This is a genomic window from Pelosinus fermentans DSM 17108 (assembly GCF_000271485.2).
GTDB classification, from domain to species: domain Bacteria; phylum Bacillota; class Negativicutes; order DSM-13327; family DSM-13327; genus Pelosinus; species Pelosinus fermentans.
Genome location: NZ_AKVN02000001.1, coordinates 3,732,066 through 3,745,981, shown reverse-complemented (window position 1 = coordinate 3,745,981; position 13,916 = coordinate 3,732,066). Strand labels below are relative to the sequence as shown.

The following is a 13,916-nucleotide window of genomic DNA, read 5'->3' as shown; positions in this document are numbered from 1 at the left end:
AGTTGACAAAGAGCGGATTCTATTGTAAAGTATCGATGAGAATGGCTATTACAATTATATATTGCTGGTATAGGTGCCCTTCGGGGCTTAATAGGGAAGTTTGGTTCAATGCCGACACGGTCCCGCCACTGTAATGAGGAGCAAACCCATGTTGTGCCACTGAGATGATATCTTGGGAAGGTTTGGGGGAGTGATGATCCAGAGTCAGGAGAACTGCCTATATAACAAATCACCGATATGACCTGCGAGAGATGGGGATGGGATTTATGCGAATTGTCGTATTGTTTTCTGCTTGCGTTTTACTCTCGGTTTATGCCGAGAGTTTTTTTATTTTATAGAGAGGAGAGGGTGATTTGAAGGGAAAAGAACTCGTACATCGTTTAATGCAGATGCTTATTACTCTTTTCGGTGTGAGTCTGCTGACATTTTCTCTGATGTATCTGTCACCGGGTGATCCGGTAGAGATGCTGTTGGAGGTAGCTGACACAATTGTTTCAGAGGATACAATTGCCGAGACGCGGGCACAGCTTGGATTGGACAAACCATTTCATGTACAGTATTTCCGCTGGCTCGCAGGTGTCTTACAGGGAGACATGGGCATGTCGTATTCGGCAAAAATGCCCGTAGCTGACCGACTCTGGCAAAGCCTGCCGGGAACTATGGTGCTTGCTGCCTCGGCGACGGTGACAATGCTTCTGATCTCGGTTCCGTGCGGGATACTATCGGCTGTATATCGAAACCGCCCGCTGGATTATCTTATTCGCGGCACTTCGTTTTTGGGCGTATCCATGCCGAGCTTTTGGGTAGGACTCATTTTGTTGTATGTTTTGGGGCTGAAGCTGAGATTGTTTCCGATAGCGGGCGGAGAGGTATCATTCGACAGGATGATTCTTCCCACGTTGACGCTGGCCATTGCGATGGCAGCTAAATATACGCGGCAGGTGCGTACAGCGGTTTTAGAGGAACTGGGACAGGAATATATCACCGGAGCACGGATACGAGGATTTCCTATGCACAAAATTCTCTGGCGCCATGTGCTGCCAAATGCATGCTTGCCGCTTATTACGCTTTTAGGCCTGCAAATTGGCTGGCTTCTGGGCGGCGTGGCTGTCATTGAGATGGTCTTTTCCTGGCCCGGACTTGGCAAAATGGCAGTACATGCCATTGAGATGCGTGACTATCCTTTGGTACAGGGGTTTGTTCTCTGGATTGCAGTTTTGTATATGGGGATCAATTTGTTGGTCGATATTTCCTATACGTATCTTGACCCGCGGCTGAAGAAAGGGGGATGCTGAATGGGAAATTTGACAAAGGATAAGTTCTTGTTCTGGCTTTATACATTTTTTGTCCTTTTGATTCTCGGCTTTGCAATTTTTGCGCCATGGTTGGCTCCTTACGATCCGTATGATGCGGTGATGCGGCATTCCCTGCAGGCACCCTCTGATGAGCACTTGTTTGGGACGGACAAGCTAGGGCGGGATTGTTTGTCACGTATTATTTATGGGGCACGCACTTCGCTGATGATGACGCTGTCGCTGGTCGCCGTGATAACGGTGGTGGGAACTTTTATTGGCGTGTTGGCGGGCTACATGGGGGGAAAGGTAGATACCGTACTTATGCGCATTGTCGATATGATGCTGGCTTTTCCAGGAATCGTGCTGGCTATTGCTATTGCCGGCATGCTGGGCGGCAATATCATCAATGCAATTTTGGCGTTGGCGGCGGTCAGCTGGACTAAGTACGCTCGTTTGGGGCGCAGCCTTACGCTAAAGCTGCGTCAGCGTGACTTTATTGCCGCGGCTGTAACAAGCGGGTCAAGACCGCTCCATATTCTATGGCGCCATATTTTACCCAATATCCTGCCGACAATTGTTGTGACGGCCGCGATGGACATCGGTACAATGATCATGGAATTGTCCGGGTTGTCCTTTTTGGGTTTTGGCGCGCAGCCGCCGACGCCGGAATGGGGTCTTATGCTCAATGAGGGAAGACAGCATATCCAAACAGCTCCTTGGCTGATGCTTTATCCGGGGGCAGCAATTCTGATGGTAGTAACAATTTTTAATCTATGGGGAGACAGCCTGCGCGATATCATGGACCCGCAGCGGGCAAATTGAATAAATACAGATGAGAAAGGATGAGATTTCTTGAAAAGATTAGGAAAGTTAACCTGGGTACTTATGATAGTGTGTTTGGCGGCGGTCTTTATAGCGGGGTGCGGCGGCAGCGGTAAAAAGGAAGCCGACACAAAGACTCTGAAAATTGGTGTAACCAACTTTGCCGATTCACTGGAGCCGACAGAAAATTATTTTGGCTGGGTTGTCATGCGCTATGGCATCGGGGAAAGCCTGGCGAAATTTGATGAAAAGATGAATGTACAGCCGTGGCTGGCTGAAAGCTGGCAGATCAGTGGCGACCACATGACCTGGACATTTAAAATTAGGGATGGTGTGAAATTCTCGAACGGTAAACCGTTGGATGCGGCTGCTGTTAAGGCATCGCTAGAAAGAGCTTTTGCCAAGAATAAACGGGCAGTAACGTTTTTTAAGTATAAAGAAATGAAGGCTGAGGGCCAAACGCTTACCATCTTTACGGAAAAACCGGAACCTAATATGCCGGGATTTTTAGCTGACCCGCTCTTTTTAATTGTGGATGTATCGGCTGAACCGGCACGTAATTTTGCAAAGGAAGGACCCATTGGTACCGGTCCGTATATGTGCAAGACTTTTGTCAAGGATAAAGCAGTTATGGTGAAAAACCCTTATTACTGGGACGGCGTAGTGCCTTATGAGACGGTTGAAATTCCATCCATAGATGATCCGAATACACGGGCAATGGCTTTGCAGTCTGGCGAGGTGGACATGGCGGTCAATATTGCAGCAGGTGACATTGGTCTTTTTAATGATGCGGCGAAGTTCCATGTTGACAGAATTGCCTCGCTGCGCACCGTATTAGCTCGGATTAATCAACAAGGCGTTTTGGGCGATCCGAAGGTTCGTGCGGCATTTATCAGTGCCTGTGATAGAAAAGTGTACAATGAGGTTATTCTGAAGGGAACCTTTATTGAAGGCAAGGCGCCAGTCCCGCCGTCAATGGATTACGGTTTTGATCAGCTCAAGGATCCGAACAGCTATAATATCGAACGTGCCAAGCAGTTGTTGGCCGAAGCGGGCTGGAAAGATGCTGACGGTGATGGTGTATTGGAAAAAGATGGTAAGAAGCTTACGGTGGATTTTGTAGTATACAACAGCCGCGCTGAACTGCCCATTTATGCTGAGGCTGTGCAGTCTGATGCGAAGAAGGTTGGTTTCGATGTAAAAATCAAGACGGTGGACTATAACTTAATCGATAAAATGGGGATTAACGGCGAATATGGCCTTTTAATTTCAAACATTACGACTGCCAATACCGGCGATCCGGAGATCTTCTTAAATTGGTACTGGAAAACAAATACAAACGGCGATAATCCGCAGAACGGCTCCGGTTACAGCAATCCTGCACTGGATGCGAAGTTTGCTGAACTTTCCACAACGTTTGACCGTCAACAGCGCCGCCAGCTAATTATCGATTGTCAGCAGATCATTATGAACGACGGGGCCGCTTTGTTTCTGGGCTATCCGGAAACAAACATTATTAGTTCAACCTTGATTGAAGGTGCCCAGATGTATCCGTCCGATTATTATTGGCTGACCAATAAGATTAAACCCGCTAAAAAATAATATCACATAAAGGAGAACTGAAATGTTGCTAGAAGTATCGGACCTTTCAGTATCCTATGGGGAACGTGAAATTGTCCGGAATGTTAATGTATCGCTTGATGAGGGCGAGGTCCTTGCAATTGTAGGCGAAAGCGGTAGTGGCAAAACAACGGTTATCCGCGCGATTCTTGGCTGCCTGCCGCATGAGGGGCGTGTAAGCGGCGGGAAAATTCTCTTTGAAGGAAAAAATCTATTGGAGAATACCACTGCTGAGTGGTGTCGCCTCTGTGGAACAAAGGCAACTATGGTTTTTCAAGACAGCGGCAGCATACTGGACCCTATCGCCCGTATCGGCAGCCAATTCATAGAGTATATACGTGAACACTCGCCGTTGACAAAAAAGGAAGCAGCCAGGGCAGCAGAAGATATGCTCAGAAAAATGCACTTGCCTAATACGGAAAATATTATGAACAGCTATCCGTTTGAACTGAGCGGCGGTATGCGTCAGCGTGTTGGCGTGGCAATGGCGATGGTTTTTAAACCGCGGCTTCTGCTGGCGGATGAGCCGACCTCGGCTCTGGATGTGACAACCCAGGCGCAGGTAGTAAAAGAAATGATGGAGATTTGCCAACAAGATAAAACGGCAATCATTATTGTTACGCATAATATCGGTGTAGCAGCTTATATGTCGGATAAGCTGATCGTTATGCAAGCAGGCGAGATCGTAGAATCCGGTAGAACGGATGAGATTATCGCCCGGCCACAGTCGATCTATACAAAAGAACTGTTAGATGCGGTACCGCAGGTTGGAGGGAAAAGCTATGTCAGCTGACAAGGAGACGATTTTAACAATTGAGCATGTCATAAAGCGTTTTCCAATAGCTGATGGGTGCATACTGACAGCCTGTGATGATGTTTCGCTATCCCTTTATCAGGGAGAAACCCTCGGCGTTGTTGGCGAAAGCGGCTGCGGTAAAAGCACGCTGGTAAAACTGATCATGCAGCTCCATACAACGACAAGTGGGGCTATCTGCCACCGGGGCGAGGATCTGACCCGGCTTACGGGAGAGCGTATGCGGCAAAGTCGTCGGCATATCCAGATGGTGTTTCAGGATCCCTCGCAGGCCTTTAATCCAAAGATGAAAATAAAAGATATCCTTTGTGAGCCGCTGCGCAACTTTAAGCTGATAAAAGACCGTGAGGCGGAAAAAAAGGCTGAAGAACTTTTGCGTATGGTTGAACTGCCGGAAGAGTTTGCCGACCGCTATCCCGGCAACATGAGTGGTGGGCAGCGTCAGCGTGTCGGGATTGCCCGAGCGCTGGCGCTTGAACCAGAGATCCTGGTTTGTGATGAGGCGACCAGTGCACTGGATGTATCGGTGCAGAAAAAGATTATAGAGCTTCTGGTCAGAATACAGCGGGAAAAGAATCTATCCATGATTTTTATCTGTCATGATTTGGCATTGGTATCTCAGATAAGCCATCGTATTGCCGTAATGTATCTCGGTAATATCGTAGAGGTGCTTGCGGGCGACGTACTGAATGAAGCGAAGCATCCTTATACGAAGGCGTTGCTGCAGGCGGTTTTTCCTGTAAAGAAAAAAGAGGGCACAGTGGTCCGGTCGCTGGAGGGAGAGATACCAAGCCCTCTTGACTTGCCGCCAGGGTGCCCGTTTCAGAGCAGGTGTCCGGAGAGCATAGAAAGATGCGGAAGAGAAAAGCCGGTGCTCGAGGAGCTTTGGCCAGGGCACAGTGCCGCCTGCCATTTATTAAAGCTGTAATCAGGGAAAAACGACATTTAGCAGGACATGAAAGGAAGGTTACGATGGACGCCCCAAATATAGTGATTCGCAAGATTGACAATAATGATATTGCCAGTGTGCAAAATTTCTTGTTAGGACAGCTGCAGGACCTCTTTTCCCAGGCTGGACAAAGTGCTATTACCGATGATGTCTGGGGACTGGCGAAGTTATATATTGAGCCTGACCGCAATCAAATGTGGGCTGCCTTCTCTCTTGAAGGCGCTGTTATCGGGACAATTGCGATTTGTGAGTATAATGACCGGATTGCCGTTCTGAAAGGACGCTATCCCGGAAAGACTACTGCGGAAATTGGACGCTGTTATATTGAAAAAACACTGAGAAGACAAGGGATTGGATCGAGACTGCTAAAAGAAGTCGAAGCCTTTTGTTATGAAAAAGAGTATGAAATCATATATCTGCACACACACCGATTCTTGCCAGGCGGATTTCATTTCTGGGAGAAGCAGGGTTTTCGCATTGTAGTGGAAGAAGAGGGCGATGCTCAAATTGTGCATATGGAAAAATCAGTTGTATCTAAGTAAATAGTGTATAAACGTTAAAAAGGTCTGCACAAACGAGAAGTTTTGCAGACCTTTTTAACGTTTATGCGCTAGAATTTATAAGTTTTAGTAAATGAAAAATATAAGAAATTATGAACCACAAAGGCACAATGCCGCTGTCGCGGCACACAAAGGAGTGCACAAAAAAATAAAAATCTTGCAATATCCCCCTGGGGGGATAAGATAAATAAAAGAGATCCTACCAAAATTAACTATTTTATTGAAAGATATGCTTTGAGAAAAGGTACATTAGGCAGTTTTCATATTGATTTTCATAGCTAGAAGGAGGTAGAAAGATGAGAGTAATTCGACTGATGATAGTAATGCTTGTTATACCGGCAATCGCATATGCCCATTCTGGCACCTTGGTTAGAACTTTAGCAAACTATGTTCCGATTGCGTTGGCCTTTATACCGTTTCTAATCAATCCAGTTCTTAAGCTATTAAAGAAAATCAATTCTTTCTTTAATAGCAGGCAGGATTAAGCCCAATATAATGTGACTTTTCTACTATTCGTCTCATGCAGGAGTCTAAATATGCTTAATAATGTTCTGAATCCAAATATAAAGAAAAAAGTAAAAGTTGTATTAACACTTGCGGTACCGACTGTAATTGAGAACTTTTTAATTACGATCGTAGGGTTTGTTGACACTCTTTTTGTATCTAAAATTGGTTTGCACGAAGTGTCGGCCGTTGGCATCACAAATGCTATTATCGCAATTTACATAGCTGTGTTTTTGGCGATGGGGATTGGAACATCTTCGCTCATAGCTGGTTCCATCCATTTTTTTATTTAACAGATTTAAGACTCGTATGCAATCCGATCATAGCACATAAAACTTGACAATTTATTAAAGATATTATAAAGTGAATATTATAACGTATCAAAAATTTCATATGGATGGTATAGGTGCCCTTTGGGGCTTAATAGGGAAGTCCGGTTCAATTCCGGCGCGGTCCCGCCACTGTAATGAGGAGCAAACCCATTTTTATGCCACTGGAGTAATATTCTGGGAAGGTATGGGTAAGCAATGATTCAAAGTCAGGAGAACTGCCTATATAGCAATCACCGATTGACCTGCGAGAGATGGGGAGGGGATTTACGCGCAAGATTCGCGTTTTTTTCGTCCTGGCTGTTTTATGATAGCCAGGCTTTATTAATACTATTTCTATACTTGCGTTTAAGCTCTCGGCCTATGCTGGGAGTTTTTTTATTTCGAAAAGGGGTGATAAAATACATTGCTATCAGTGAGATTTTAGCTGTAAAATCTGGAAAAGAAAGTAGAGGTCATCAGTGGATATGCTGAAATGGGAACCATTTACGCCTTTGGTAGAACGAATGGAACAAGAATCTCCGGAGCTATTGGCAGGATTGCATGTATTAAAAGAACAGATGCTGCCTGCAGAATTTGAAAAATATATTAATTCCTTGATTCGTATAAGGAAAGGCAATGGCATGTTACTGCTTATTACGAAGAAGGAAATGTATCGATCTATAATCGAGAGCCGGTTCGTGCCGCTGATTCGTTCCAGCTTTGGTGTGGATCGAGTACAAATTATCAGTCAGCCTTAATGGACCATTGAATGAAAAGCTAGAGAATGACAATGAAATGGATGGTGAAAGTATGTCAAATCAGAATGTAGAGAATAAAGAAACAGGTCATGAAGAGCCGCCAGCACGGTTCTTTGCTGAGTTTCCCTATCCCACCTATGAAGAATGGCGGGCTGAGTCAGAAAAAGCACTAAAAGGAGCGAATTGGGAGAAAAAGCTAATCACCAAAACCTATGAAGGTATTAATTTGCAGCCAATGTATCGGATAGAAGATTTGGAAGGATTAACTCATTGTGAATCCTTGCCTGGCAGCTTTCCTTTTGTACGAGGGTCCAATGCTATGGGATACTTAGACAAACCATGGGAGATCAGTCAAGAGTGCGCCGAACCTTTTGCTGTGAAAATGCATGAAGTTCTGCAGAATGAGTTAAATAAAGGTGGAACGACCATCCATGTAGTTGCCGATAAAGCGACCTTGAATGGCATAGATGGTGACAAAGCCGATGATGCTTATCTAGGCAAAGGCATATCTTTGTCAACCTTAGATGATGTGCAGCAGACCTTTCATAGTTTTGATTTAGAAAAAACTCCTTTATTGATTTTTGCGGGTACTTCTGGTATGCAGCTGCTCAGTTTATTTGCAGCTTTAATGAAAGCCAACGGCAGCGATTATCATCAGTTAAAAGGCTGCATTGGTGTAGATCCAATTGGATATTTGGCTACAGTAGGTGAATTAGCATATTCTTTAGATACCTACTATGATGAAATGGCAGCAACGGCTAATTGGGCTCACGATAATACAAAACAATTAAGAACGATACTGGTACAGGGGCATCCTTATCATAATAGTGGTGCAAATGCAGTACAGGAATTAGCTTTTGTATTAGCCACTGGTGTGGAATATTTGCAGAAGATGCAGCAGCGGGGCGCCGCTATCGATGTCGCTGCTAAACAGATCGTTTTTTCCTTCTCGGTAGGTACTAATTTCTTTATGGAAATTGCTAAACTCAGAGCTGGGCGTATGTTGTGGGCGCAGATTGTAGAGGCCTTCGGCGGAACCCAAGAAGCGCAAAAGATGTACATTCATGCACGAACTTCTGCTTTTACAAAAAGTGTCTATGATCCTTATGTAAATATGCTTAGGACAACCACAGAAGCCTTTTCTGCTATTGTAGGCGGTGTAGATAGTTTGCATGTAGGTTATTTTGATGAAGCCGTGCGGCCAGCGGATGATTTTTCTCATCGCATTGCCCGCAATACACAAATCATGCTGCAGCAGGAATGTAATTTGACGCAGCCAGTTGATCCGGCAGGCGGATCTTGGTATATCGAAAAATTAACCAGTGAGGTAGCCGAAAAGACTTGGAGTTTGTTTCAAGAGGTAGAAGCGGCCGGAGGTATTGTGGAAGCCTTGCAACAAAACTTGCCTCAAGAACAGGTAGGAATTACAGCAAAAAGTAAGGCAGATGGTCTGGCCAAGCGTAAAGATGTCATTTTAGGTACCAATATGTATCCCAATCTGCTGGAAAAACCATTAGAAGTTCCTGTCTTTGATGCTCGTATCTTCAAAGAGCAGCGTAAGAACCAAATTAATGACTATCGCCTGGATATTGACGATGTAGAATGTAAAAGCAGATTAGAAGAAGTGGAGCAGTCATCTTTGAAGGGGACTGCAGAAAAATCTCTTTTAGAGGCAGCTATTACTGCTGTTCTTAGCGGAGCTACATTGGGGGATATTACACATGTGATTCGTAAAAATCAGAATGTAACATCATTTAACCCCTTGAATATTCATTCAGCTGACGAACAATATAGGCAGCTACGTCAGCGTACTGAATCCTATATTGAAAGAACAGGCAAGAATGTAGAGGTATTCCTTGTTAATATGGGAGAAATTCCTCAGCATAAGGCACGAGCCGATTTTGTCAGCGGATTTTTAGAGGTAGGCGCTTTTACCATGCTGAAAAACAATGGTTTTGCTACGGTAGAAGAAGCGGCTAAGGCTGCTTTGGAATCAGGGGCAACAATTGCTGTTATTTGCTCAACAGATGCCACCTATCCGGAATTAGTATCACCTTTGGCTAAACTGATTAAGGAAGGCAATCCTAATATTACCTTATTTTTAGCAGGTTTACCGCCGGACGATTTGCAGCTGGTGTACAAAGAAGCTGGGGTCGACGATTTTATCCATGTTAGAGCTAATTGTTATAAAATGCTTGCCAAACTTCAGAAAGATAGAGGTATTGTGTAATGTTAATAAAACCGGATTTTACTAAAATCTCTTGCCGAAAAGACTTTGAATCTTCCGATGTATCTGCCTGGCAGAAAGAAGTGGAACGTAATAGTGGTAAGTTGCTCGATGAACTGGAATTTAAGACGATGGAACAAATCAATCTGAAACCTTTATATACCAAAGCTGATCTTGAGGGAATTGATCATTTGCCTTATGTAGCTGGAATCGCGCCTTTCTTGCGGGGACCTTATGCTAATATGTATGTGCTGAGGCCATGGACAGTGCGTCAATATGCAGGGTTTTCCACTGCTGAGGAAAGTAATGCCTTTTATCGGCGGAACTTGGCTGCCGGGCAAAAAGGTCTGTCCATTGCTTTTGATTTGGCGACCCATAGAGGTTATGATTCTGATCATCCCCGTGTTGTGGGGGATGTAGGAAAAGCTGGTGTTGCTGTTGATTCCATCTTGGATATGGAAATTTTATTCTCAGGTATCCCTTTGGATAAGATGTCAGTATCTATGACAATGAATGGTGCTGTGCTGCCCATATTGGCTTTCTATATTGTGGCAGCAGAAGAGCAGGGGGTAAAACAGGAGTTACTAACAGGTACCATTCAGAATGATATCTTGAAAGAATTTATGGTGCGTAATACCTATATCTACCCACCTGAGCCATCCATGCGCATCATTGCAGATATATTCTCTTATACCTCACAATTTATGCCGAAGTTTAATAGTATTAGTATTTCCGGTTACCATATGCAAGAAGCAGGAGCTACTGCGGATATTGAACTTGGTTATACCTTGGCCGATGGTTTGGAGTATATTAAAACAGGAATTAAGGCAGGCATGGATGTGGATGCCTTTGCTCCGCGGCTATCCTTTTTCTGGGCGATTGGTAAGAATTATTTTATGGAAGTAGCCAAAATGCGGGCAGGACGTTTGCTATGGGCTAAGATTATTAAACAATTTAATCCTAAAAACCCAAAATCCATGGCCCTTAGAACTCACTCCCAAACTTCAGGCTGGAGCCTGACTGAGCAAGATCCTTTTAACAATGTAGGACGCACTTGCATGGAAGCTATGGGAGCTGCCCTTGGTCATACACAATCATTGCATACTAATGCACTGGATGAGGCCATTGCTTTGCCTACAGACTTCTCTGCCCGAATCGCTCGTAATACGCAGCTTTATATTCAAGATGAGACCATGGTTTGTAAAGTTCTCGATCCATGGGGCGGCTCTTATTATGTAGAAGCCTTGACAAATGAGTTGGTTAAAAGAGCATGGAGTCATATTCAGGAAGTAGAACGATTAGGAGGCATGTCCAAGGCGATTGACACAGGACTTCCTAAAATGAGAATTGAGGAAGCAGCAGCAAGACGCCAGGCACATATTGACTCAGGCAGGGAAACGATTGTAGGAGTCAATCGGTACCGGCTGGAAAAAGAAGATCCTCTTGATATTTTGTCCGTAGATAATACTGCCGTTCGTCTGTCTCAAATTCAGCGGTTGGAAAAACTGCGCAGCAACCGGGATAATGATAGGGTTAGACGTTCCTTGGAGGCCATTACAAAATCCATGGAAACTGGAGAAGGAAATGTATTGGCACTGGCCATTGAAGCAACAAGAGCCAGAGCGAGTTTAGGTGAAATTTCCGATGCCATTGAGCACGTCGCCGGACGGCATAAGGCGATTATCCGTTCGATTTCCGGGGTGTATAGCAGTGAGTTTGCCGAAGAAGAAACGATCAATAAAGTAAGGGCCATGGCTGATGAGTTTGAAAAAACAGAAGGCCGCCGCCCAAGAATTATGATTGCCAAAATGGGGCAGGATGGTCATGATCGAGGAGCAAAAGTAATATCAACCGCCTTTGCCGATATGGGATTTGACGTAGATATCGGACCTTTGTTCCAAACCGCAGAAGAAACCGCACAGCAAGCGGTTGATAATGATGTTCACGTAGTAGGTATGAGTTCATTGGCAGCTGGACATAAAACGCTGCTGCCACAGCTAATTGAAGAACTTAAGAAGCTTGGACGAGAGGATATTATGGTTGTCATCGGTGGGGTTATTCCGGCCCAAGATTATGAGTTCTTGCGAGAAAATGGAGCCGCAGCCATTTTTGGGCCTGGAACCATTATTCCGGTAGCAGCAGAGAAAATATTAAAAGAGTTAGGACGTTATTCACAGGAAGTGAAATGATATGAACCATGAAGAGAAGAAGGATCGGTGGAAGCCGGAATGGATTCCAGCCAATGCAGGAGAGGCGTTTACTACAGAAGTTATGGGCGGAATTCAGAGTCGGCATGATGGTATGCAGAACCAGGAAAAAACAGATATGTCTTTTCAGCCCCGAGCCGTTCGTCGCCAGCCTTCCGTAGATGAATATGTTCAAGGTGTATTGAGTGGCAATCGGGTTATGCTGTCCAGAGCGATCACACTCATTGAAAGTAATTTGCCAGCTCACATGGAGCTGACCCAGGAAATATTAAAACAATTGCTGCCTCATACAGGTAAATCCGTCCGCGTAGGAATTACTGGTGTCCCGGGAGCCGGGAAAAGTACTTTTATTGAGGCTCTGGGGTGCCAATTGTGTAATAAAGGGCATAAAGTAGCAGTGCTGGCAGTTGATCCTAGCAGTACGGTAACGAAGGGCAGTATTTTAGGAGATAAGACTCGCATGGAGCAGCTCTCTCGTGACCCGAGAGCTTTTATCAGACCTTCTCCTTCCAGCGGAACATTGGGAGGGGTAACTCGTAAAAGCCGGGAAACGATTCTGCTATGCGAAGCTGGCGGCTATGATGTACTGTTAATTGAAACCGTCGGTGTAGGGCAAAGCGAAGTAACAGTTCGCTCTATGGTTGATTTTTTCCTCTTGCTGATGATCACTGGAGCAGGAGATGAACTGCAAGGTATGAAAAAAGGAGTCATTGAATTAGCGGATGCCATTGTAATCAATAAGGCAGATGGTGATAACAAGCAAAAGGCTTTGATGGCGAAAGTAGACTATGACCGCATCTTGCATTTTTTGCGTCCCGCTACAGAGGGATGGGTTACCAAAGGGCATACTTGTTCCGCGTATACTGGTGAGGGAGTGGAAGATGTTTGGCGGATGATTGAAAAGTTCCAAGAAGTAACTGCAGCATCTGGAATCTTTGAAAGACGACGTCGGACGCAAATGTTAAGCTGGGTACAATCAATGGTGCAAGAATATTTACAAACCTTATTTATGAATCATCCCGAAGTAATTCAGAAAAAGCCGATAATCGAACAAGATGTGATAGAAGGGCGCATTTCCGCCACCATGGCAGTGAAAAGCTTAATCGAGATCTTTGAAGGACATTGAGTCTTTTTAAAGCAAAAGTAAAGTCCCATGACTAGGTAAAAAGTCATGGGATTTTACTTTTGTGATTTATTTTCCTTACATTGTTGGATTAGTCAAATCGGTTTTTACTTGCTGTATTTCGTTTTGCTGAGCAGGGGCAGCTGGCTTGTAATATCCTTTTTGCATAGCTGTTTGCGCAATTTGATATTGCCTCTGCTCATCCTGATTTCTCATTTGCTGAAAGGTTGAGCGTAATTGAGAGTCATTTGTTTCAGCGATTACATTGGCGTATGTAGCTAAACTGCCTTTTATCATTGATAGATAATCATTTAACATATCTTTATCATTCATATTAACTTCCTCCTATTGTAAAAATGATATGAGTTTCTGTTTGGAGCTTCTAGCAGCCGATGCATCTTGAATAAACATTTGCTTTAGTTGTGCATCATTGCACTGCTGACCATACGCTTCAAGTTTGTTGGCTACAGTTTCATGACCACCAATCATGTGACGTAAATGCTGTAGTTCCATTTGATTTAATTGGGCCAAAGATAACACCCCCTTCTATAGATATAATACATGTGTAGTATTGAGCAAAAAATACTACATTATTCAGGTAAAAATAGGTAATTACCATAGGAGGAGTATTGCTATCACGTTGCTGACAATTTTGATAATTGCCAGCTTCCCAGTCTGTCTAGTTCCAGTTTTAATGTATGAAATTTCTTTAAAGCATCTTAATGT

14 protein-coding genes and 2 riboswitches are annotated in these 13,916 nt (G+C 44.3%); of the genes, 12 read left to right on the top strand and 2 right to left on the bottom strand.

The features are described 5' to 3' along the window. Nucleotides 1–54 precede the first annotated feature (54 nt). Nucleotides 55–235: riboswitch (cobalamin riboswitch) on the top strand. A gap of 118 nt (nt 236–353) precedes the next feature. The 12 genes from nikB to meaB all read left to right on the top strand — a co-directional run bounded on the left by nikB (nt 354) and on the right by meaB (nt 13,193). Further along, a complete protein-coding gene (nikB, locus tag FR7_RS17380; RefSeq protein WP_007936950.1) occupies nt 354–1,295 on the top strand; it encodes a nickel ABC transporter permease in 942 nt (313 codons plus the stop codon). Beyond that, nucleotides 1,296–2,117 carry a nickel transporter permease gene (gene nikC / locus FR7_RS17375; RefSeq protein WP_007936947.1) on the top strand — a complete coding sequence of 274 codons (822 nt, stop codon included), beginning with the start codon at nt 1,296–1,298 and terminating at the stop codon, nt 2,115–2,117. It abuts the gene before it with no gap. A gap of 63 nt (nt 2,118–2,180) precedes the next feature. After that, the gene (locus tag FR7_RS17370) at nt 2,181–3,719 is read left to right on the top strand and encodes an ABC transporter substrate-binding protein (protein WP_162830831.1); all 1,539 of its coding nucleotides are present in this window, start codon (nt 2,181–2,183) and stop codon (nt 3,717–3,719) included. A gap of 22 nt (nt 3,720–3,741) precedes the next feature. Beyond that, nucleotides 3,742–4,530 carry an ABC transporter ATP-binding protein gene (locus tag FR7_RS17365; RefSeq protein WP_007951423.1) on the top strand — a complete coding sequence of 263 codons (789 nt, stop codon included), beginning with the start codon at nt 3,742–3,744 and terminating at the stop codon, nt 4,528–4,530. Next, a complete protein-coding gene (locus tag FR7_RS17360; protein ID WP_007951425.1) occupies nt 4,520–5,479 on the top strand; it encodes an ABC transporter ATP-binding protein in 960 nt (319 codons plus the stop codon). Before FR7_RS17365 ends, FR7_RS17360 begins: the two co-directional genes overlap by 11 nt. Beyond that, the gene (locus FR7_RS17355) at nt 5,437–6,042 is read left to right on the top strand and encodes a GNAT family N-acetyltransferase (RefSeq protein WP_237769552.1); all 606 of its coding nucleotides are present in this window, start codon (nt 5,437–5,439) and stop codon (nt 6,040–6,042) included. The genes FR7_RS17360 and FR7_RS17355 overlap by 43 nt, the downstream gene beginning before the upstream one ends. A gap of 314 nt (nt 6,043–6,356) precedes the next feature. Next, entirely contained in the window at nt 6,357–6,545 is a 189-nt protein-coding gene (locus tag FR7_RS17350) for a hypothetical protein (RefSeq protein ID WP_007951428.1), read from the top strand. A gap of 51 nt (nt 6,546–6,596) precedes the next feature. Next, on the top strand, nt 6,597–6,857 hold the full coding sequence (locus FR7_RS17345; RefSeq protein WP_007951429.1) for an MATE family efflux transporter: 261 nt from the start codon (nt 6,597–6,599) through the stop codon (nt 6,855–6,857). A gap of 94 nt (nt 6,858–6,951) precedes the next feature. Further along, a riboswitch (cobalamin riboswitch) is annotated at nt 6,952–7,133 on the top strand. A 227-nt stretch (nt 7,134–7,360) separates the two neighbouring features. Next, on the top strand, nt 7,361–7,633 hold the full coding sequence (locus tag FR7_RS17340) for a hypothetical protein (protein WP_237769582.1): 273 nt from the start codon (nt 7,361–7,363) through the stop codon (nt 7,631–7,633). Further along, the gene (locus FR7_RS17335) at nt 7,599–9,863 is read left to right on the top strand and encodes a methylmalonyl-CoA mutase family protein (protein ID WP_237769551.1); all 2,265 of its coding nucleotides are present in this window, start codon (nt 7,599–7,601) and stop codon (nt 9,861–9,863) included. Before FR7_RS17340 ends, FR7_RS17335 begins: the two co-directional genes overlap by 35 nt. Continuing rightward, entirely contained in the window at nt 9,863–12,049 is a 2,187-nt protein-coding gene (scpA, locus tag FR7_RS17330) for a methylmalonyl-CoA mutase (RefSeq protein WP_007951432.1), read from the top strand. Before FR7_RS17335 ends, scpA begins: the two co-directional genes overlap by 1 nt. Before the next feature lies 1 nt (nt 12,050). Further along, nucleotides 12,051–13,193 (top strand): methylmalonyl Co-A mutase-associated GTPase MeaB, encoded by a 1,143-nt coding sequence (meaB, locus tag FR7_RS17325; protein ID WP_007951433.1) that lies wholly within the window; start codon nt 12,051–12,053, stop codon nt 13,191–13,193. A 75-nt stretch (nt 13,194–13,268) separates the two neighbouring features. On the opposite strand, the gene FR7_RS17320 is transcribed toward meaB, so the two are convergent. Both FR7_RS17320 and FR7_RS17315 read right to left on the bottom strand, forming a co-directional pair. After that, complete coding sequence (locus tag FR7_RS17320; protein ID WP_007951434.1) at nt 13,269–13,523, bottom strand: spore coat protein; 255 nt, start codon at nt 13,521–13,523, stop codon at nt 13,269–13,271. A gap of 12 nt (nt 13,524–13,535) precedes the next feature. After that, a complete protein-coding gene (locus tag FR7_RS17315) occupies nt 13,536–13,730 on the bottom strand; it encodes a hypothetical protein (protein WP_237769550.1) in 195 nt (64 codons plus the stop codon). Between the last annotated feature and the right edge of the window lie 186 nt (nt 13,731–13,916).